Below are 19,616 nucleotides of genomic sequence, written 5' to 3' on the forward strand. Positions count from 1 at the left end.
AGCGGCCCAACGGGTTCCTGCAAATGACAAGCGAAGACAAAAACACCGCGCGCGAGGAGACGCCGCAGAGCGGTGCTTCCCCGAGCGAGGCGGAGCGCGCGCTCGGCGCTGAACTGGCCCCCCTGCGCGAGCAGATCGACACCGTGGACCGCGAACTGCTGGCCATGCTGAACCGGCGCGCGCAGCTCGCGCTGGATGTCGGCGAGGTGAAGAAGAAGTACGGCGCGCCGGTGTTCCGCCCGGAACGCGAACTGCAGGTCGTGCGCAAGGTGCAGGCCGCCAATCCCGGGCCGCTGCTGGGCGAAAGTGTCGCGTCGATCTGGCGCGAGGTGATGTCGGCTTGCCGCGGGCTGGAAAAGCCGTTGGAAATTGCCTTTCTGGGCCCGGCCGGTACGTTCTCCGAACAGGCCCTCTATGCCCACTTCGGCCATGAAGTATCCGGCGTGCCATGCCCGAGCATCGACGAGGTGTTCCGCGCGGTGGAGGCGGGGACCGTCGAGTACGGCGTGGTGCCGGTCGAGAACTCCACCGAAGGCGCGGTGTCGCGCACGCTGGACCTGTTCCTGCAGACTTCGCTGAAGATCAGCGGCGAGATCGCGCTGAAGGTGCACCACAACCTGATGGCGTCTTCGCCCGACATGAAGGGCGTCAAGGTCGTGCGCGCGCATGCGCAGGCGCTGGCGCAGTGCCAGAATTGGCTGACCGCGAACTATCCGCATCTGGAGCGCCAGGCGGTATCGAGCAATGCCGAGGCCGCGCGCATGGCGAGCGAAGATCCGACCGTCGCGGCGATTGCCGGCGAAACGGCGGCCAACCGCTATCACCTCCATGTCATCCGACCGCATATCCAGGACGATCCGCATAACCGCACGCGCTTTGCCGTGATCGGACGGTACGAGACCGAGCCGTCGGGCAGCGACCAGACCTCGATGATCCTGTCGGTGCCCAACAAGGCCGGCGCGGTCTATCAGCTGCTTGCGCCGCTGGCGGAGAACGGCGTGTCGATGTGCCGTTTCGAGTCGCGTCCTGCGCGCAGTGGTGCCTGGGAGTACTACTTCTACGTCGATGTCGAAGGTCACCAGCATGAACCGGCGGTCGCACGCGCGATCGAGACGCTGCGGCGCAATGCCGCCTACCTGAAGGTGCTGGGGTCGTACCCGTCCAGCAAGTAAGCGCGGCAAGGAGACAAGATGGCAGAGCAAGGCAACCAGGGCGGCAAATTGCCGTTTGGCCCGGATTACGTCAGGGCAATCTCGCCCTATGTGGCGGGCAAGCCGATTTCCGAGGTGGCGCGCGAGTTCGGGCTGAACGAGTCCAGCATCGTCAAGCTGGCCTCGAACGAGAATCCGCTGGGCATGCCGGAATCCGCAAGGCACGCGGTGGCCGCGGCGGTGGCCGAGCTTGGGCGCTATCCCGACTCGAACGGCTTCGAGCTCAAGGCAGCGCTTTCCGCGAAGCTCGGCGTGCCGCAGGACTGGATCACGCTGGGCAATGGCAGCAACGACATCCTTGAGCTGGCCGCGCACGCGCTGGTCACGCCGGGACAGTCGGTGGTGTATGCCGAGTACTCGTTCGCGGTCTATGCGCTGGCGACCCAGGAAATAGGCGCGCGCGCGATCGTGGTGAAGGCGCGCGATTACGGCCATGATCTCGATGCCATGGCAGCGGCAATCACTGCCGATACCCGCCTGGTGTTCGTCGCCAACCCGAACAATCCGACCGGAACGTTCGCGCCTGCAGCGGCGCTGGAAACATTCCTGGCCAAGGTGCCCGCCCATGTGGCCGTGGTGCTGGACGAGGCGTACTACGAATACCTCGACGATGACCAGCAATATGACTCGGTGGCGTGGGTGCGCCGCTATCCAAACCTGCTGGTGTCACGCACATTCTCGAAGGCATATGGACTCGCCGGCCTGCGCATCGGTTATGCGGTAGCGCAGCCCGAGCTGACGGATCTGCTGAACCGTATCCGCCAGCCGTTCAACGTCAATAGCGTGGCCCAGGCCGCGGCGGTTGCGGCGCTGGGCGACACGGCATTCCTGCAGCGCAGCGCCGAGCTGAACCGTGCCGGCAAGGCGCAACTTGTCGACGCGTTTTCGCGCCTTGGACTTGAGTCCGTCGCTTCGTCCGGCAATTTCGTGCTGGTGCGCGTGGGCGAAGACGATGACGCCGGCGCGCGTGTCAACCTGGCATTGCTCAGGCAGGGCGTGATTGTCCGTCCTGTAGGCAACTACGGCTTGCCGCGCTGGCTGCGTGTCACGATCGGCTTGCCTGATGAGAACGCTGCATTTATCGCGGCGCTGGAGCGCGCGCTGAAGTAAGCTGCGCGACGACATGCATCCCAGTTTTCGCTATTTTCAAATTCGCTGTATTGCCCGCCCCCGAGGGCTGAGATTGTGAGCGCTCTGCATTTTCCCCGTGTTGTGATTGTTGGTGTCGGCCTGATCGGCGGTTCGCTCGCGCTTGCGCTCAGGCGCGCCGGTGTGGTCGGCAAGGTAATAGGCGTGGGCCGCTCGCCGGCCTCGCTGCAGAAGGCGCTGGACCTCGGTGTCATCGACGAAGCCGCTTCGCTGGAAGACGCAGCACGCGACGCCAGCGTGATCGTGCTGTGCGCGCCGGTGGCGCAGAATTTCGCGCTGCTGCACGCGCTGGAGCCGCACCTGCAGCCGGGCACCATCGTGACCGATGCGGGCAGCACCAAGTCCGATGTGATCATGGCGGCCAAGACGGCGCTTGGCGACAAGGCGGCCCAGTTTGTCCCGGCGCATCCGATTGCGGGTCGCGAGCTGAATGGCGTGGAAGCCGCGCTCGCCGACCTCTATGTCGGCAAGAAAACCGTGGTATGCCCGCTGCAGGAAAACGCGCGAGCCGATGTCGCCGCGGTGCGCGCGATGTGGGAAAGCGCCGGTGCCGAGTGCCACATCCTGTCGGCGGTGCAGCACGACGCGGTCTTTGCCGCCGTCAGCCATTTGCCACACGTGCTGTCGTACGCGCTGGTCGCGCAGGTCGGCAATGCCGAGGACGCTGCGCTCAAGCTCGCGTTCGCCGGTGGCGGCTTCCGCGACTTCACGCGCATTGCCGCGTCGTCGCCGGAAATGTGGCGCGATATCTGCGTGGCCAATCGCGAGGCACTGCTGCGCGAGCTGAATACCTACCAGTCGGTGCTGACGCATCTCAGGACGCAGATCGAGAAGGGCGACGGCGCGGCGCTGGAGCGCATTTTTGCGCGCGCGAGCAAGACTCGCCAGCAATGGGGCGCGGACCGCGAGGCCGCGGCCAACATTGAACCCTGAATCGGCGCAGCCGTGATGCGCGCCCTAGTGTGAAGACCATGGAACACCTGACGATTGGCCCTCTTACCCGCGCCGCGGGCACCGTCCGTTTGCCGGGCTCGAAGAGCATTTCAAACCGCGTGCTGCTGCTGGCAGCGCTGGCCGGCGGCGAGACGCGCGTGCGCGACCTGCTCGACTCCGACGACACGCGCGTCATGCTGCAGGCGCTGAAGACGCTCGGCGTCGCGTGGCGCCAGGAAGGCAGCGACTATATCGTCACCGGCTCGGGCGGCAGTTTTCCCGTCAAGGCGGCGGAGCTGTTCATGGGCAATGCCGGCACCGCGATTCGTCCGCTGACCGCTGCGCTCGCGCTGCAGGGCGGCGACTACAAGCTGTCGGGCGTGCCGCGCATGCACGAACGGCCTATCGGTGATCTTGTCGACGGCCTGCGCCAGGTTGGCGCGGACATCGGCTACCTCGGCACTGACGGCTTTCCGCCCTTGCATATCCGCGCCGCGCAGATCCGCATCGATGCGCCGATCCGCGTGCGCGGCGACGTGTCGAGCCAGTTCCTGACGGCCTTGCTGATGACCTTGCCCATGGCACAGGCGGCCACTGGCAGGATCGAGATCGAAGTGATCGGCGAACTGATCTCCAAGCCGTATATCGAGATCACGCTGAACCTGCTCTCGCGTTTTGGCATCGATGTCGAGCGGCAAGGCTGGGAGCGGTTCATTGTTCCCGCTGGTGCGGTCTACCGTTCGCCGGGAGAGATCTTTGTCGAGGGCGATGCGTCGTCCGCGTCCTATTTTCTTGCGGCCGGCGCGATCGGCGGCGGTCCCGTGCGGGTGGAAGGCGTGGGCATGGCGAGCATCCAGGGCGATGTGCGCTTTGCCGAGGCGCTGAACCGGATGGGCGCCAACGTCATGGCGGGCGATAACTGGATCGAAGTTCGCGGCACCGAACGCGACGACGGGCGCCTGAACGGTATCGAGCTGGACTGCAATCATATTCCCGACGCCGCCATGACCCTGGCGGTGGCCGCGCTGTTCGCCGAAGGCACGACAACGCTCACCAATATCGCCAGCTGGCGGGTGAAGGAAACCGATCGCATCACGGCCATGGCGACCGAGTTGCGCAAGCTCGGAGCCCAGGTCGAGGAGGGCGCGGATTACCTGAAGGTGGTACCGCCCGCACAGTGGCAGACCCCGGCCGATGGCATTGGCACCTATGATGACCATCGCATGGCCATGTGTTTCTCGCTGGCCGCATTCGGCCCGCTGCCGGTCCGCATCAACGAGCCCGGCTGCGTGGCCAAGACGTTTCCGGACTATTTCACGGTATTCGGCGCCATCACGCGCTAAGCGCCGTGGTGCCCGTTTGCGCCGGTTCGTGCCGGCGCTCCCGCCGTGCCCAGTAGCGGTCGAAGAAGTAGTGCGCCACAGTATTGATGGCGGGCTCGATAAAGGTGACCGCGCCGCTGACGGCCAGGCTCCCCGTCAGCGTGTAGGTCACGCTGAAGGCGATACCGAGGTGCATGATGCCGAACGTCAGGGTCTTGGCCATGGTAGATTGCCTCGCGCATGAAGAGAGGGAATAACCGGAACGAGCGGGGCGCTGCGTCCTGGTAGGATGAATCAAATGATAATGATTCTCAATTGATTTTCAAATCGAAGTTTTCTGTCGGCATCATCAGCAATGACTATCGTTCACGTCATCACCATTGACGGTCCGACCGCCTCCGGCAAAGGCACTGTGGCGCACAAGGTGGCCGATGCGGTCGGCTACCACCTGCTCGACAGCGGCGCGTTGTACCGCCTGGTGGCGCTTGCCAGCGACCGCGAGGGCGTGGACATCGGTGATGTCGATGCTCTTGCAAGAACCGCCTCCCGCCTCGATGTGAAGTTCGGACCGGACCGCGTCTGGCTGTCCGGCGAGGAGGTCAGCCTGGCGATCCGTGCCGAGGCGATCGGCAACCGGGCCTCGGCCCTGGCTGTGCATCAGCCGGTACGCGACGCGCTGACCAAGCTGCAGCGCGATTTCCGCAAGCTGCCGGGGCTGGTCGCCGACGGGCGCGACATGGGCACGGTGATCTTCCCCGATGCCCAGCTCAAGGTATTCCTGACGGCAAGTGTTGAGGCGCGCGCTCGCAGGCGCTATAAACAATTGATTGATAAGGGAATTTCTGCTAATATCGAAGACCTTTTGCGTGACCTGGAGTCGCGCGACGCGCGGGATCGAAACCGTGCCGCCGCGCCGCTGCGTCCCGCCGAGGATGCGAACCTGCTCGATACCTCCGACATGACGGTGGATCAGGCAGTGGCGCAGGTGCTGGAGTGGTTCGCCGCTGTGCGCAAACACTGACTTTCGTCAGGCGTACCCAAGCGATGGACGCTACCTGCACCATGGTGCCGGCCCCCCTTGTGGGAGTGGCTGGCAGTGTTCAACTTGACCCCGCTGCACATGGCAGACTGAGCACGATCGTCGTGCCGGCCGGTGTACCGCGGATTGCTACTTACGTTTATGTCCGACCTGCAAACTAACGAATCCTTTGCCGCACTGTTCGAGGAATCGATCGCCCGCTCCAATATGAAGGCTGGCGAAGTGATTTCCGCTGAAGTCGTGCGCATCGACCACAACTTCGTGGTCGTCAACGCCGGCCTCAAGTCCGAGGCATTTGTGCCGGTGGAGGAGTTCCTGAACGACCAGGGCGAACTCGAAGTGCAGGCCGGCGACTACGTCTCCGTGGCCATCGACGCACTCGAGAACGGCTATGGCGACACCATCCTGTCCCGCGACAAGGCCAAGCGCCTGGCATCGTGGCTGAACCTCGAGAAGGCGCTGGAAGACGGCGAAATCATCTCGGGTACCGTGACCGGCAAGGTCAAGGGCGGCCTGACGGTCATGGTCAACGGCATCCGCGCATTCCTGCCGGGTTCGCTGGTTGACGTGCGTCCGATCAAGGACACCACCCCGTACGAAGGCAAGACCCTGGAATTCAAGGTCATCAAGCTGGACCGCAAGCGCAACAACGTTGTGCTGTCGCGCCGTGCCGTGGTTGAAGCCACGCTGGGCGAAGAGCGCCAGAAGCTGATGGAAACCCTGAAGGAAGGCGCCATCGTCAACGGTATCGTCAAGAACATCACAGACTACGGTGCGTTCGTTGACCTGGGCGGCATCGACGGCCTGCTGCACATCACCGACCTGGCCTGGCGCCGTGTCCGCCACCCGAGCGAAGTGCTGTCGGTTGGCCAGGAAATCACCGCCAAGATCCTCAAGTTCGACCAAGAGAAGAACCGCGTTTCGCTGGGCGTTAAGCAGCTGGGCGAAGATCCGTGGGTGGGCATCTCGCGCCGCTACCCGCAAGGCACCCGCCTGTTCGGCAAGGTGACCAACCTGACCGACTACGGCGCGTTCGTCGAGATCGAAGCCGGCATCGAAGGTCTGGTGCACGTCTCCGAAATGGACTGGACCAACAAGAACGTGGCTCCGTCGAAGGTTGTCCAGCTGGGCGACGAAGTGGAAGTCATGGTCCTGGATATCGACGAAGACAAGCGTCGTATCAGCCTGGGCATGAAGCAGTGCAAGGCCAATCCTTGGGACGATTTCGCGCGCAACCAGAAGAAGGGCGACAAGCTGTCGGGCCAGATCAAGTCGATCACCGACTTCGGCGTGTTCATCGGCCTGCCTGGCGGCATCGACGGCCTGGTGCACCTGTCCGACCTGTCCTGGCAAGAAACCGGCGAAGAAGCCGTGCGCAAGTACAAGAAGGGCGACGAAGTGGAAGCCGTGGTTCTGGGCATCGACGTCGACAAGGAACGCATCTCGCTGGGCATCAAGCAGCTGTCGGGCGATCCGTTCAACAACTTCATCTCGGCCAACGACAAGGGCTCGCTGGTGACCGGCACCATCAAGGCTGTCGATCCGAAGGGCGCCGTGGTTCAGCTGGCTGACGACGTGGAAGGCTACCTGCGCGCATCGGAAATCTCCGCTGACCGCGTGGAAGACGCCCGCAACGTGCTGAAGGAAGGCGAGCAGATCACTGCCCTGGTTGTGAACGTCGACCGCAAGTCGCGCAACATCAACCTGTCGATCAAGGCCAAGGACAACGTCGAGCAGCAGGAAGCCATGCAGAAGTTCCAGGCCGACACCAGCACCGCTGGTACGACCAACCTGGGCGCACTGCTGAAGGCCAAGCTCGGCCAGGACAACCAGTAATCGCAGGCCCTGACGCCCGCGCGAACGCCAATGACCAAGTCGGAGCTCGTCGAAAAACTGGCTGCCCGTTTCCCGCAGTTGCTGCTGCGGGATGCGGACATCTCGGTAAAAACGATACTCGACGCGATGTCGGATGCGCTGGCCGATGGCCATCGCATCGAGATCCGCGGATTCGGCAGTTTTGGTCTGAACCGGCGTCCGCCGCGCGTTGGGCGCAATCCCAAGTCCGGCGAGCGCGTGCTGGTGCCCGAAAAGCGGGTGCCGCACTTCAAGGCGGGCAAGGAGTTGCGCGAACGGGTGGACCGCAGCCTGACGCCGCCTTCGGGTGGCGCAAGTAACGGACACCTGACCGGTTCGCCGTCCGGCAAGGGGCCCCAGGGCACCACGCCGGCTGGTTCGACGGTGCTGCATGAGGGAAGCGGGCTGAATCTGGCTCGCTCCTGACCGCCTCCTAAGGCCGGCACTGTGTTGTCGTGAAAGAAGCGCTCCACCCGGGGCGCTTTTTTTGTTCAAGGTATCCCGTGGGCGTGCCGTTTTCGATTGCTGGAAGTGATTCCGCTACAATGCCGAGGTCTGCGCACGCAGGGATGCGCCTGTGCGCTCCCGCAACGCCACGCCTGCCACTACCGCATGAAACTCGTCGCCTGGATTATCCGCATCGTCCTGTTTGCGCTGCTGTTCGTGCTGGCGCTACGCAATACCGCGGACGCTTCGCTGCAGCTTTTCTTTGACGCCGTCTGGCGCGCCCCGCTGATCCTGATCCTGTTCGTGGCCTTTGTCCTGGGCGCCGTCGCGGCCCTGGCCGCGATTGCGCCAGGCCTGATGCGCCAGCGCATGGAAGTGGCGCGGCTGCGCCGGGCGCTCGGCGATGCCGGCCGCGAGCCGATGCCGGCTGGCGCGGAACGTGACGGCAAGAGCGCTCCTTACAACGTAGTAGGCCCGAAAGTCTGATCCATGATGTTTGAAACCTGGTGGCTGCTGGCGCTGCCACTTGTCTTTGGCCTTGGATGGATGGCGGCACGCCTCGATGTGCGCCAGCTCATCAGCGAGCAGGGTGCCTTGCCCCGCTCGTATTTCAAGGGCCTGAATTTCCTGCTCAACGAACAGCCGGACCAGGCCATCGATGCCTTCATCGAAGTGGCCAGGCTCGATCCCGAGACCACCGAACTCCACTTCGCGCTGGGTGCGCTGTTCCGGCGTCGCGGCGAAACCGAGCGTGCCATTCGGGTACACCAGAATCTGGCCACGCGCCCGGACCTGCCCGAACCCGAGCGCGAGCATGCCCTGTATGAACTGGGACAGGATTTCCTGCGCGCCGGGCTGCTCGACCGTGCCGAAGAATCATTGCGCCGGCTGATGTCCGGCCCGTATGCGGCCTCGGCCAAGCGCGTGCTGCTCGAGCTCTACGAAGTGGAGAAGGAGTGGCAGAAGGCCATCGACGCCGCGCGCGAGCTGCAGTCGCTCGAGAAGACCGACTATCGCTTGCAGATTGCCCAGTTCTGCTGCGAAATCGCGCAGGATGCGCTGCAACGCAAGCGCCCTGAAGACGCGATCAAGTGGCTGCACCAGGCCATCCAGGAAAATCCCGCCAATGTGCGTGCGCCGATCCTGCTGGGCGACGTGGCCGCTGCAGCCGGCGACGCCCGCGCCGCACTGGGCCACTGGCTCGGCATCGAGCGGCAGGATGCCTCGTTCCTCCCGCTGGTGGCCGAGCGTGTGGTGAAAGCCTATGCCGGGCTCGGAGAACAAGGCGCCGCGCTCGACTGGCTGCGCGGTCTGCTCAAGGGCAGCCTTGCGCCGGAGTTGCTCGATGTTGCATTCAAGACCGAGCTGGAACAAAACGGGCCTGAAGCGGCGACGCGCCTCATGCGTGAGCAACTGCGCCGCCAGCCGACACTGCTGGCGCTGACCAGGTATTTCGAAGCGCAGGCTGCCGACATGGCGCCAGCCACCGCTGTTGCCGAGGCAGGCGATGCGTTGGCCGGTGCCGATGATTCCACTGGCAACGACAAGGCCAGGGAGACGGTGGCGATCCGTGATCTTCTGCAACTGCGTACGCGCAACCTCGCCCGCTACACCTGCCGCGAATGCGGCTTTCGCGCGCGGCTGTTCTATTGGCAGTGTCCCGGCTGCAACCGTTGGGAGACGTATGCGCCCCGCCGATCGGAAGCACTCGGCTGACCCGGCCGCCGTGCGAAACCATTTCATGTACATGCTATGAAAGTCACCATTATTGGCACTGGCTATGTTGGCCTTGTCACCGGCGCGTGCCTGGCCGAACTCGGCAACGATGTGTTCTGCCTCGACGTCGATGAAAAGAAAATCGCCATGCTCAACGCCGGCGGCGTGCCGATCTACGAGCCGGGCCTGCAGGAAATCATCCAGCGCAACCGCGCGGCGGGACGGCTGACGTTCTCGACCGACGTGGCCGCCAGCGTCGATCACGCGGATGTGCAGTTCATCGCCGTAGGAACGCCGCCTGATGAAGACGGCTCCGCCGATCTCAAGTATGTGCTGGCCGCGGCACGCAATATCGGCCGCCATATGACCGGGTTCAAGGTCGTGGTGGACAAGTCAACCGTGCCGGTGGGCACGGGCGACCGCGTTGCGGCAGTCATTCGGGAGGAACTCGCCGCGCGCGGCCTGGAGGATCTCCAGTATTCCGTGGTGTCGAACCCCGAGTTCCTCAAGGAAGGCGCTGCGGTGGAAGACTTCATGCGGCCGGACCGCATCGTGCTGGGCTGTGGCGCCGACGCCGCCGGCCGCCACGCCCAGGCCACCATGCGCCAGCTCTATGCGCCGTTCAACCGCAACCACGAACGCACCTTCTACATGGATGTGCGCTCGGCCGAGTTCACCAAGTACGCGGCCAATTCGATGCTGGCCACGCGGATCTCGTTCATGAACGAACTGGCCAATCTGGCCGATGAGGTTGGGGCCGATATCGAACTCGTGCGCATGGGCATCGGCTCCGACCCGCGCATCGGCTACAGTTTCCTGTATGCGGGGGCGGGCTATGGAGGCTCCTGTTTTCCAAAGGACGTGCAGGCACTGATGCGCACGGCGGCGGACCACGGCAAGCCGATGCGCGTGCTGGAGGCAGTCGAGGCCGTCAACGGCGCGCAGAAGCAGGTGCTGGGCGACAAGGTGGTGCGCCACTTCGGCGAGGACCTCGGCGGGCGCACCTTCGCGCTCTGGGGGCTGGCCTTCAAGCCCAATACCGACGACATGCGCGAAGCGCCATCGCGCGTGCTGGCACGGGAACTAGTGTCGCGCGGCGCCACGCTGCGCACGCATGACCCGGTGTCGATGGAAGAAGCCCGGCGCGCGCTGGAGGCGGACCTCGCGGATATCCCGGGCGGTATCGACAAGATCAGCTTCCATACCGGCCAGATGGAGACGCTCGATGGTGCCGACGCACTGGTGATCGTGACGGAGTGGAAGGTGTTCCGCAGCCCGGATTTCGAGCAGATCAAGCGGCGCCTGAAGACGCCGGTGATCTTCGATGGCCGCAACCTGTACGAGCCGGAGGCCATGGCGCAGGCCGGCATCGAGTACCACGCGATCGGGCGTTCGGCCGCGAAGCGCTGAACGTATCGGCAGGCGACCGTGTCCGAGTAGGATCGGTATGCCAGAGGAACCAAGGGTATGAATCAAATTTCGCAGGATCAGATCCGCCAGGCGCGCATCCTGGTGGTCGGCGACATGATGCTGGACCGCTACTGGTTCGGCGACGTCGAGCGTATTTCACCGGAGGCGCCCGTCCCGGTCGTCCAGATCAAGCGCAGCGACGAGCGCCTGGGCGGCGCCGCCAACGTGGCCCGCAACTCGGCCGCGCTGGGTGCGCAGGTCGGCATGCTCGGCGTCGTTGGCGACGACGAGCCCGGCCGGACCATCGAATCGTTGCTGGCCGCCTGCAAGGTGCAGCCGTACCTGCACCGCGACGCGAGCGTCAACACGACGATCAAGCTGCGCGTGCTGGCCCACCAGCAGCAGCTGCTGCGCGTGGATTTCGAGAACCCGCCGGCACATGAAGTCCTGCTGTCCGTGCTGGACGGTTTCCAGGAGCTCGTGAAGCAGTACGAGGTGCTGCTCCTGTCGGACTATGGCAAGGGTGGCCTGACGCACGTCGGCCGCATGGTCGAGGCCGGTCGCGCGGCAGGCCGGATGGTCCTGGTCGATCCCAAGGGCGATGATTACTCGCGCTATCGCGGTGCCACGCTGATCACGCCCAACCGTGCGGAGATCCGCCGGGTTGTTGGGGCCTGGAAAAGCGAACAGGACCTCACCGCGCGAGCGCAGAACCTGCGTCGCGACCTGCAGCTCGAAGCGTTGCTGCTGACTCGTTCGGAAGAGGGCATGACTCTTTACACCGAGGCGGAGGTGCTGCATGTCTCGGCACAGGCGCGCGAAGTCTATGATGTATCTGGTGCCGGTGACACCGTGATCGCCACGCTGGCGACCATGCTCGCCGCCGGCGTGCCGCTGAAGCAGGCGGTGCAGTTCGCCAACCGCGCGGGTGGCATTGTCGTCGGCAAGCTCGGTACGGCCGTCGTCAGCTATCCGGAGCTGTTCGGCTCGGCGAACTGAACGCCAGGTTTCCGGCGCCCCTGTTGAACTCTCTGTCGGACCGATCATGGCCATCATCGTCACCGGCGCTGCGGGATTCATCGGCAGCAACCTTGTCAAGGGACTGAACGCGCGTGGCGAGGACCAGATTGTCGCCGTCGACAATCTCCATCGCCCTGACAAGTTCCACAACCTGGTGGATTGCGAGATTCGCGACTACCTCGACAAGGACGACTTCCTGCCCCGCTTCGAGCGCGGCGAGTTCGGCAGGGTGCGCGCGGTGCTCCATCTGGGCGCCTGCACCGACACGTTGGAGCAGGACGGCCGCTACCTGATGGAGAACAACTACCGCTACAGCAAGCGGCTGATGGAATCCTGCCTGGCGCAGGATGCGCAGTTCCTCTATGCCTCGTCGGCGGCGGTCTACGGCGAGTCCCCGACCTTTCGCGAAGTGCGTGACAGCGAGCGGCCCGTGAGCATCTACGGGTACTCCAAGTTCCTGTTCGACCAGGTCGTGCGCAAGCGGCTGGAAGGCGCGCTGTCGCAGGTGGTCGGCCTGCGCTATTTCAACGTGTATGGTGCCGGCGAGGCGCACAAGAATCGCATGGCCTCGATCGTCTGGCAGCAATTCGAGCAGTTCCGTGCCGAAGGCACGGTCAAGCTGTTCGGCGAACATGCTGGCCATGGTCCGGGCTGCCAGAGCCACGATTTTGTTGCGGTCGAGGATGTGGTGAGGGTCAACCTGTTCTTCCTCGACCATCCGCGCCGCTCGGGCATCTTCAATGTCGGGTCCGGACAGGCCCGTTCGTTCAACGATGTCGCCGCGGTCGTGGTCAACACGCTGCGCGCGGCAGAGGGCAAGCCACCGCTGGCGCCCGACGAACTGGTGCAGGAAGGCCTGCTGGAATACATCCGCTTCCCCGATGCGCTGCGTGGCCGGTACCAGAGCTTCACGCAGTCGGATCTGTCACGCCTGCGCGACACGGGCTATGCCACGCCCTTTGTTCCGATGGAAGAAGGTGTGGCGCGCTACTGCCAGTGGTTGCTCGATCGCTGCCATTGATTGTGCCCGGCGGGGCTATCGCAGAAGCGTTCCGAAACATCTCCGTGCAATCCGCGTGAACTTTGGTTGCGGCGCGCGCCGGCGTACGCGGCCGGTCCTATCCTGAGCGCACCTTGCCAATCCTGGCGAGGCAACGCAAATGCAAACGGATAAGGAACTCACCCATGTTCAAGACATTGCTCAGGCGCGGCTGCCTGGCCGCAGCGCTCTGGATGTCGTTCACCGGAGCCGCGATGGCCGCGGTGGACGTCAATTCGGCGGACGCTTCAGCCCTGACCTCGGTGAAAGGCATCGGGCCCGCAACGGCCAAGAACATCATTGACGAGCGCACCAAGCATGGCCCCTACAAGAGCGCGGACGATCTTGCCGAGCGCGTCAGCGGCGTCGGCACCAAGTCGGTAGCCCGCATGCAGGAGGCCGGCCTGACGATCGGTGCGAAGGCCGCGCCGGCAGCGGCTCCCGCCGGCGCGGCGGCTGTCTCTCGGCCCGCCAAGCGCTGATATGGCAAGGCGCCGCCGGTGCAAGGGAAGGGCACCGCGGCGCCATGGTCCTGTTGCTTCGAGTCCGATCCATCCGGTTCCATGTTGTGCCGTCGGTATGCACTACCTGACAGGCGCACGCTGCTTCGCTTGCAGACAGCGGCGGAGTATCATGCGGCAGCCAGCGAAGGCCACGGTATTCAGTCGGCCGCGCAAGATCCGAAAAAATCAGGCCGGGCCTGCCCTTTACCGAGGGGCCGGGGAGAGCCGGGCAGAACAACAGGGAGCATGACAATGACGAATGGCGAGGACGCAGGGTTTCTGCCGAAGTGGCGGTTGAAGACGGAAGGGGTTATCGGTCCGGATGAGCGCCTGCCTGCGGGGCAGACCGTGCTTGCCGGCATCCAGCATGTGGTGGCGATGTTCGGCTCCACGGCGATCGCGCCGATCCTGATGGGCTTCAATCCAAATATCGCCATCCTGTTCTCGGGCATCGGCACGCTCATCTTCTTCCTGTGCGTGCGCGGTCGGGTGCCGAGCTATCTCGGCTCCAGCTTTGCGTTCATCGCCGTCGTGATCGCGGCCACGGGTTACGCAGGAAGCGGGCCCAATGCCAATATCCCGGTGGCCCTGGGCGGCATCATTGCCGCTGGCGCGCTGTACACGGTCATCGGGCTCGTTGTGCAGGCGGTTGGCTATGGCTGGGTCGAGCGGTTGATGCCGCCTGTAGTGACCGGCGCGATCGTTGCGGCCATCGGGCTGAACCTGGCCCCAGTCGCTGTCAAGGCGGTGAGCGGCTCCTCGTTCGACACCTGGGTTGGCCTTCTGACCGTGCTGGCTGTCGGGCTGGTGGCGGTTCGGGCGCCGGGCATGATCGGACGCCTGCCGGTGCTGATCGGGGGCCTGTTTGGCTACCTGATTTACTATGCCGGCGCGAACCAGATGGGTCTTGGCAAGCCGATCGATTTCTCGGGCGTGGCAGCCGCGAGCTGGTTCGGGCTGCCGTCGTTCGCCTCGCCGGTGTTCCAGGCCAGCGCCATGCTGCTGATCGCCCCGGTGGCCATCGTGCTGGTGGCGGAGAACCTGGGCCACATCAAGGCCATCGGCGTGATGACCGGGCGCAACCTGGATCCGTACATCGGCCGCGCCTTCATCGGCGACGGCATCGCGACCATGCTGTCGGCCAGCGGCGGCGGCACGGGCGTCACCACGTATGCCGAGAACATGGGCGTGATGGCCGTTACCAAGATCTATTCGACGCTGATCTTTGTCGTGGCGGCCGTGGTCGCCATCGTGCTTGGTTTCTCGCCAAAGTTCGGCGCACTGATCCTGACCATCCCGGGCCCGGTCATTGGCGGACTGACCATCGTGGTGTTCGGCCTGATTGCCGCTACGGCTGGCCGTATCTGGGTCCAGAACCACGTGGACTTCTCGAGTTCGCGTAACCTCATCACGGTTGGTGCCACGCTGACCGTGGCTGCGGGCGACCTGACCCTGAAGCTTGGTGGCATGACGCTCGGGGGCATCGGCACCGCAACCTTTGGCTGCATCCTGCTCTATCACCTGCTGGGCGAAGGCAACAAGGAAGCGTAAGCCTGTGCGGCCCTGCCGGGAGTGGGCCCAACCGGCCCCTCCGGCGCGTGTCGGGGCCCTGGTTTACAATGTGCGGGACCAATTCCACCCCGCACCATGGCCTACAAGACAATCGAAGACACCATCGGCAATACGCCGCTGGTCAGACTGCAGCGCATTCCCGGTGCCGCCAACGACGCGCGCGGCAATGTCATCCTGGGCAAGCTAGAGGGCAACAACCCGGCCGGATCGGTCAAGGATCGGCCGGCAGTCTCGATGATTGCCCGCGCGGAGGCACGTGGCCGCATCAAGCCCGGCGATACGCTGATCGAATCCACGTCCGGCAACACTGGCATCGCGCTCGCCATGGCTGCGGCAATCCGCGGCTACAAGATGGTGCTGATCATGCCGGAAGACCTGAGCCTGGAGCGCCGCCAGAGCATGGCGGCCTATGGTGCGGAGATCATCCTGACGCCGGTGAAGGGCGGCATGGAGTACGCGCGTGACCTGGCGGATTCCATGGAGCGCGACGGCAAGGGCGTCATCCTGGACCAGTTCTCCAATCCGGACAATCCGCTGGCCCACTACGAAACGACCGGGCCGGAGATCTGGCGCGATACCGAAGGCCGGATCACGCATTTCGTTTCGGCGATGGGTACGACGGGCACCATCACGGGTGTCTCGCGTTACCTGAAAGAGCAGAATCCCGCCATTGAGATCATCGGCGCGCAGCCGGAGGAAGGCTCGCGCATTCCCGGTATTCGCAAATGGCCGGAGGCCTACCTGCCGAAGATCTATGACCCCAAGTATGTGGATCGCACCGAGCCTGTCAGCCAGGCCGATGCGGAACATATGGCGCGCCGCATGGCGAGTGAGGAGGGCATTTTTTCCGGTATCTCGGCTGCGGGCGCACTGTGCGTGGCCATGCGCGTTGCCGAGGAAGTGGAAAACGCGACAATCGTTTTCGTCGTCTGCGACCGCGGGGACCGGTATCTGTCCACCGGCGTATTTCCCGCCTGAGAGGCTTGCCCCAAGGCGACGTGCGCTTCCGCGCGTCGAAGCATTCGGCGACCGGCCTTGCCAGTGGCCGAATGTTGATCCGCGAGCCTCGTTGGTCTCGTTGGTCTCGTTGGTCTATGCAGCGGCCTTGTCCCGGATCCAGCCCTCGACCACCCCCAGGACGGACTCCGGAGTGATCCGGTACATGCAATCGCAGGTCACCGTCTCCAGCTTCGCGCAATCGGTACAGCTCTTATCCTCGACCAAGTTCTGGGCTCGATTTCCCAGCGCCGCCCACCGGCCAGGATGCATCGGACGCGTGGGCGGGAACAGCCCCAGCGTGCGCTGTCCAATCGCCGCCGACAGGTGCAGCGGCCCGGTGCCGCTCGCAATCAGGCCGTCAGCCTGATGAATGAAGGTCGTGAGTTGGCCAAGCGTTTGCGTACCGCACAGGCTGGTCACGTTTGGCTGTGACAGCAGCGCGCTGCCGTTGGCCTTCAGCCACTCTCCTTCCTTCGCGCTGCCCGACAACCAGAGATGGACGTCCTTTCTGGCCGACAGCATCGTGGCGAGCCTGGCGTAGTACTCGATCGGCCATTCGCGGCCATGGCCGTTCGACTTGGTATGCAGAACCAGGTTGAACGCATAGCGGCCCTGCATTTCGGCAATGGCGGTGTCCGCCGGAATGTCAAAGTGGTACAGCCCGGGAATTTCCTCCAGGGACGGCGTGCTGCGGCTTCCGAACGGGCTCAGGAACTGAAAGTTGATCTGCGCTTCATGCTCTTCCATGATCCGCTTGCTGAAGCGCACGCGCCGGTTGCAATAGAACAGCAGGTAGAGCTTCTGGCGGGCATTGCCGATCCGGTGCCGGATGCCGGCGCGAAAGGCGGCCATGGCGAGCTTGCGATCGGGCTGCGCCAGGATGATGGTATCGATCCCCGACTTTTTCAGAAATTCGACCGGCGCATCGGCCATGCTTTCCAGTTCGATGACTTCATCGATATCGGTGCAGAAACGGACCAGCGGCGCGGCATAGGCACGGCAAAGAAAGCTGATCTTTGCATTCGGGTTCAATTGCCTCAGTCGGGCGACCATGGGCAAAGTCAGTACTATGTCGCCGATATTGTCGGTGCGGCTGACCAGTATGTGTTTGCTTCGAATTGCCATTTATCTTCGATGTGAGAGCAGGGGGATGTCATGCCATCGGGGCATTACCGCCGCGCCCGCTTGCGCAAATACCGCACATACCACTTCAGGCTTTCCACGGGTTTCCCCTGGCGGAACATGAAGCGCGAATGCATGCGCATTTCCTTGGTGTTTCTCGGCTCCGGATCGAGCGGCTTGTCGTGCCACGGTGACAAGGCCAGATACTTGCGGAACAGGGTTCGCGCTTCGTGGCCACTCCAATCCGCCCACGGTTTGACCGAGCCAGCGAAATGGATAAAGACGGCCTTGCCGACCGGACGCATCGCGAAGCTGTTGACGTTCAGGTCGTGGATCAGGTCGTACAGGTAGTTCCAGCGCGGCGATATATACCGCGCGCGGCCATTGAGCACTTTATTGAGCGCGTCCTGGTCGTTGAAACGCATGTCGGTGCTGGTATCGAGCAAGGCTTCCAGCGTCTGCGGCGTAATGTTTTCCGCCAGCCACTTCTCGATATTCATGAACAGCACGCCGCCGTTGAAGTACTCCTCGCGGGCCAGGCCAAGCGCGGCAACGCGGCGGCGCAGCGTGACCGGGGCATCCGGCACCACGACCGCGATATCGCTGCTGATGTCCATGTCGACCAACTCATCGAGGCGGCCGACACACAGGATATCGGCATCCAGGTACAGCACGCGCCCGGTCTGGCCGCGCAGTACCTCGGGGATCACCAGGCGCGTGAAAATCGACAGCGAATAGTGCGAATGGCCAAGGAAATGCGAGAACTGCGTGAACGACGCCAGGTCGAGCAGATGCAGCTGCGTGCTGACCGGATACATTTCTTCCAGCTGCTTCAGGCGGCGCTGGTTATCTTCCAGCGCCGAGAACGTCAGCACATGGAATGTGAAATGCTGCCCCGGGTTGTTGTCGATGATCGAGGCGATCGTCGCGCCCATCGGCCGGAAGTAGTTGTCATCGACGCAGAAGGCGATATGGAACGAAGGCTTGCCGTTGGTGCCCGTCATCGGCGCGGGCGCGGTGCTGGTGGACGAGGTCAGGTTCATTGCATGGCCTTCATGACTTGTTCGACGGTGACGGCCTTGACCCAGTCCCGTCGGTTGGGGGCGGTGATGACCGTGCTGTGGTCGCGGTCGATCGGCACCCATTCCGGGTTTTTCTGGCGCATCAGTGCGATGACCGGCACATGCACGGCATTGGCCAGGTGCATCACCGCCGTTTCCACCGAGATGATCAGGTCGCATTGCGCCAGGATGGCTGGCAGCTGGAAGAAGTTGTCTTCGGCGCTGAACAGCTCGGTGCGCGCGAGGGCGTATCCGCCGATGACTTCGCGCGCATGGGCCAGCTCCTGCGGCACGGCATTGACAATAAAGCAGCTGTCGCGCCAGTGCGGCTGCTGCTGCATGCCCTGGATCAGGGCTGCGACCTGTTCCAGCGACCAGCAGCGCTTCTTCGTCTTGGCATAGGGGTTGATGAAGACCAGCTTCCCCTGGCGCGGGGCAAAGCCCCAGGCGGCCAGCGTTTCCTGCGCATACTGTTGCCATCGCGCGGGAATGTCGACAAACGGAAAGCGCTCCGCTGCGCTGACTTCCAGTCCGCTGATCTGTCGGAACCAGTGGGCGTACACGTCGCTGATGTGCCGCGGCGCGGACCGGTCGACCTTGTACGGCGGAATCGATGCATCGAGCTTGCGGTAGGCAAGCAAGTGGTGCGGCTGATAGAAACGGACCGGCCGCGTCATGCCGACCACGAAGCCGTCCGGGCTGATCGTGCGCGCCAGGTCTGCGTACTGGTGCGGGCGCAGCGTCGCCAGCGACACCACGATCGGGTAGTGCTCCTGGCGGGCCTCGCGAATCGATTCTTCGTAGAGTTCCGGGCTGTACGTGCGCGCATAGATCTTGCTGAAGAACGGGCACGCGGCAACCCAGTCGTAGAGCGAGTACTTGCGGAGATATTCCCAGGCCTTGGTATCGCTGGTGCGACGGACTTCATCGACCCAGAGATGGATTTCCAGGTGCGGGTTTGCCTGCGCGAAGGCTTTGAAGAAGTTTTGCAGATAGGTGAAGTCGCCCAGGGCAAGGTGGGCGATAAACAGTATCTTTTTCGACTGCTTCAGTAAATCTGCGGGAATCAGGGTCTGGGATGGTGTCACGAATGGCTCGCGGGAAGTCACGTGGCGTCAGGCCGCTATTGTAAGGGAGCGCAACGGTTGGCCCGGAAATTGCGGTGGCTTTTGGTTCACAATTCGTGGGCGCAATGAATTGGCCCGCCAGCAACAGGCTG

General features: G+C 63.8%; 20 protein-coding genes. 16 read left to right on the forward strand and 4 right to left on the reverse strand.

Going from position 1 to position 19,616, the window contains the following annotated elements:
- Positions 1-23 precede the first annotated feature (23 nt).
- From pheA to aroA, 4 genes are all read left to right on the forward strand, one after another.
- Complete coding sequence (gene pheA, locus ACIGJC_RS03970) at positions 24-1,172, forward strand: prephenate dehydratase (protein WP_483710727.1); 1,149 nt, start codon at positions 24-26, stop codon at positions 1,170-1,172.
- 18 nt (positions 1,173-1,190) lie between these two features.
- A complete protein-coding gene (gene hisC / locus ACIGJC_RS03975; RefSeq protein ID WP_483710728.1) occupies positions 1,191-2,321 on the forward strand; it encodes a histidinol-phosphate transaminase in 1,131 nt (376 codons plus the stop codon).
- Between the two features lie 75 nt (positions 2,322-2,396).
- Positions 2,397-3,293 (forward strand): prephenate dehydrogenase, encoded by an 897-nt coding sequence (locus ACIGJC_RS03980; protein ID WP_483710729.1) that lies wholly within the window; start codon positions 2,397-2,399, stop codon positions 3,291-3,293.
- 38 nt (positions 3,294-3,331) lie between these two features.
- On the forward strand, positions 3,332-4,636 hold the full coding sequence (gene aroA, locus ACIGJC_RS03985; protein ID WP_483710730.1) for a 3-phosphoshikimate 1-carboxyvinyltransferase: 1,305 nt from the start codon (positions 3,332-3,334) through the stop codon (positions 4,634-4,636).
- On the opposite strand, the gene ACIGJC_RS03990 is transcribed toward aroA, so the two are convergent.
- Positions 4,626-4,838 (reverse strand): DUF2061 domain-containing protein, encoded by a 213-nt coding sequence (locus tag ACIGJC_RS03990; protein ID WP_483710731.1) that lies wholly within the window; start codon positions 4,836-4,838, stop codon positions 4,626-4,628. The two genes, aroA and ACIGJC_RS03990, sit on opposite strands and share 11 nt — an antisense overlap.
- Before the next feature lie 132 nt (positions 4,839-4,970).
- Between ACIGJC_RS03990 and cmk the strand changes: the two genes are divergently transcribed.
- From cmk to cysM, 11 genes are all read left to right on the forward strand, one after another.
- Positions 4,971-5,636, forward strand: a complete 666-nt coding sequence (gene cmk, locus ACIGJC_RS03995) for a (d)CMP kinase (protein ID WP_483710732.1) — start codon at positions 4,971-4,973, stop codon at positions 5,634-5,636.
- Positions 5,637-5,795: 159 nt separating this feature from the next.
- Positions 5,796-7,490 carry a 30S ribosomal protein S1 gene (gene rpsA, locus ACIGJC_RS04000; RefSeq protein WP_483710733.1) on the forward strand — a complete coding sequence of 565 codons (1,695 nt, stop codon included), beginning with the start codon at positions 5,796-5,798 and terminating at the stop codon, positions 7,488-7,490.
- A 30-nt stretch (positions 7,491-7,520) separates the two neighbouring features.
- Complete coding sequence (locus ACIGJC_RS04005; RefSeq protein WP_483710734.1) at positions 7,521-7,934, forward strand: integration host factor subunit beta; 414 nt, start codon at positions 7,521-7,523, stop codon at positions 7,932-7,934.
- 186 nt (positions 7,935-8,120) lie between these two features.
- Entirely contained in the window at positions 8,121-8,441 is a 321-nt protein-coding gene (locus tag ACIGJC_RS04010) for a lipopolysaccharide assembly protein LapA domain-containing protein (protein WP_483710735.1), read from the forward strand.
- A 3-nt stretch (positions 8,442-8,444) separates the two neighbouring features.
- Positions 8,445-9,671, forward strand: a complete 1,227-nt coding sequence (gene lapB / locus ACIGJC_RS04015) for a lipopolysaccharide assembly protein LapB (protein WP_483710736.1) — start codon at positions 8,445-8,447, stop codon at positions 9,669-9,671.
- A 36-nt stretch (positions 9,672-9,707) separates the two neighbouring features.
- Positions 9,708-11,081: a UDP-glucose dehydrogenase family protein gene (locus tag ACIGJC_RS04020; RefSeq protein ID WP_483710737.1), complete on the forward strand. Its 1,374-nt coding sequence runs from the start codon at positions 9,708-9,710 to the stop codon at positions 11,079-11,081.
- A gap of 57 nt (positions 11,082-11,138) precedes the next feature.
- Entirely contained in the window at positions 11,139-12,080 is a 942-nt protein-coding gene (gene rfaE1 / locus ACIGJC_RS04025) for a D-glycero-beta-D-manno-heptose-7-phosphate kinase (protein WP_483710738.1), read from the forward strand.
- 46 nt (positions 12,081-12,126) lie between these two features.
- On the forward strand, positions 12,127-13,122 hold the full coding sequence (rfaD, locus tag ACIGJC_RS04030) for an ADP-glyceromanno-heptose 6-epimerase (RefSeq protein WP_483710739.1): 996 nt from the start codon (positions 12,127-12,129) through the stop codon (positions 13,120-13,122).
- A 164-nt stretch (positions 13,123-13,286) separates the two neighbouring features.
- On the forward strand, positions 13,287-13,622 hold the full coding sequence (locus ACIGJC_RS04035; protein WP_483710740.1) for a ComEA family DNA-binding protein: 336 nt from the start codon (positions 13,287-13,289) through the stop codon (positions 13,620-13,622).
- Between the two features lie 273 nt (positions 13,623-13,895).
- On the forward strand, positions 13,896-15,194 hold the full coding sequence (locus ACIGJC_RS04040; RefSeq protein ID WP_483711458.1) for a solute carrier family 23 protein: 1,299 nt from the start codon (positions 13,896-13,898) through the stop codon (positions 15,192-15,194).
- Between the two features lie 96 nt (positions 15,195-15,290).
- A complete protein-coding gene (gene cysM, locus ACIGJC_RS04045) occupies positions 15,291-16,193 on the forward strand; it encodes a cysteine synthase CysM (protein ID WP_483710741.1) in 903 nt (300 codons plus the stop codon).
- A 114-nt stretch (positions 16,194-16,307) separates the two neighbouring features.
- Here the strand turns inward: cysM and ACIGJC_RS04050 are convergent, their stop codons facing one another.
- The gene (locus ACIGJC_RS04050; RefSeq protein WP_483711459.1) at positions 16,308-17,066 is read right to left on the reverse strand and encodes a glycosyltransferase family 9 protein; all 759 of its coding nucleotides are present in this window, start codon (positions 17,064-17,066) and stop codon (positions 16,308-16,310) included.
- Between ACIGJC_RS04050 and ACIGJC_RS04055 the strand changes: the two genes are divergently transcribed.
- Positions 16,950-17,354 carry a hypothetical protein gene (locus ACIGJC_RS04055; RefSeq protein ID WP_483711587.1) on the forward strand — a complete coding sequence of 135 codons (405 nt, stop codon included), beginning with the start codon at positions 16,950-16,952 and terminating at the stop codon, positions 17,352-17,354. The genes ACIGJC_RS04050 and ACIGJC_RS04055 overlap by 117 nt on opposite strands.
- 29 nt (positions 17,355-17,383) lie before the next feature.
- On the opposite strand, the gene ACIGJC_RS04060 is transcribed toward ACIGJC_RS04055, so the two are convergent.
- Together ACIGJC_RS04060 and ACIGJC_RS04065 are read right to left on the reverse strand one after the other, a co-directional pair.
- Positions 17,384-18,379 (reverse strand): glycosyltransferase family 8 protein, encoded by a 996-nt coding sequence (locus ACIGJC_RS04060; RefSeq protein ID WP_483710742.1) that lies wholly within the window; start codon positions 18,377-18,379, stop codon positions 17,384-17,386.
- Positions 18,376-19,485, reverse strand: coding sequence for a glycosyltransferase family 9 protein (locus tag ACIGJC_RS04065; protein ID WP_483710743.1), 1,110 nt, complete (start codon positions 19,483-19,485; stop codon positions 18,376-18,378). Before ACIGJC_RS04065 ends, ACIGJC_RS04060 begins: the two co-directional genes overlap by 4 nt.
- Positions 19,486-19,616 lie beyond the last annotated feature (131 nt).

It is taken from the genome of Cupriavidus sp. C3SS-1 (assembly GCF_057073755.1).

Bases quoted from the DNA above. Each gene is read 5' to 3' on its own strand.
- rfaE1 (WP_483710738.1), top strand. From the start codon at position 11,139: ATGAATCAAATTTCGCAGGATCAGATCCGCCAGGCGCGCATCCTGGTG.
- rpsA (WP_483710733.1), top strand. From the start codon at position 5,796: ATGTCCGACCTGCAAACTAACGAATCCTTTGCCGCACTGTTCGAGGAA.
- lapB (WP_483710736.1), top strand. From the start codon at position 8,445: ATGATGTTTGAAACCTGGTGGCTGCTGGCGCTGCCACTTGTCTTTGGC.
- ACIGJC_RS04060 (WP_483710742.1), bottom strand. From the start codon at position 18,379: ATGAACCTGACCTCGTCCACCAGCACCGCGCCCGCGCCGATGACGGGC.
- ACIGJC_RS04040 (WP_483711458.1), top strand. From the start codon at position 13,896: ATGACGAATGGCGAGGACGCAGGGTTTCTGCCGAAGTGGCGGTTGAAG.
- ACIGJC_RS04035 (WP_483710740.1), top strand. From the start codon at position 13,287: ATGTTCAAGACATTGCTCAGGCGCGGCTGCCTGGCCGCAGCGCTCTGG.
- ACIGJC_RS04055 (WP_483711587.1), top strand. From the start codon at position 16,950: ATGCTCTTCCATGATCCGCTTGCTGAAGCGCACGCGCCGGTTGCAATA.
- aroA (WP_483710730.1), top strand. From the start codon at position 3,332: ATGGAACACCTGACGATTGGCCCTCTTACCCGCGCCGCGGGCACCGTC.
- ACIGJC_RS03990 (WP_483710731.1), bottom strand. From the start codon at position 4,838: ATGGCCAAGACCCTGACGTTCGGCATCATGCACCTCGGTATCGCCTTC.
- ACIGJC_RS04050 (WP_483711459.1), bottom strand. From the start codon at position 17,066: ATGGCCGCCTTTCGCGCCGGCATCCGGCACCGGATCGGCAATGCCCGC.
- ACIGJC_RS04010 (WP_483710735.1), top strand. From the start codon at position 8,121: ATGAAACTCGTCGCCTGGATTATCCGCATCGTCCTGTTTGCGCTGCTG.
- rfaD (WP_483710739.1), top strand. From the start codon at position 12,127: ATGGCCATCATCGTCACCGGCGCTGCGGGATTCATCGGCAGCAACCTT.
- pheA (WP_483710727.1), top strand. From the start codon at position 24: ATGACAAGCGAAGACAAAAACACCGCGCGCGAGGAGACGCCGCAGAGC.
- ACIGJC_RS04020 (WP_483710737.1), top strand. From the start codon at position 9,708: ATGAAAGTCACCATTATTGGCACTGGCTATGTTGGCCTTGTCACCGGC.
- hisC (WP_483710728.1), top strand. From the start codon at position 1,191: ATGGCAGAGCAAGGCAACCAGGGCGGCAAATTGCCGTTTGGCCCGGAT.
- ACIGJC_RS04005 (WP_483710734.1), top strand. From the start codon at position 7,521: ATGACCAAGTCGGAGCTCGTCGAAAAACTGGCTGCCCGTTTCCCGCAG.
- cysM (WP_483710741.1), top strand. From the start codon at position 15,291: ATGGCCTACAAGACAATCGAAGACACCATCGGCAATACGCCGCTGGTC.
- cmk (WP_483710732.1), top strand. From the start codon at position 4,971: ATGACTATCGTTCACGTCATCACCATTGACGGTCCGACCGCCTCCGGC.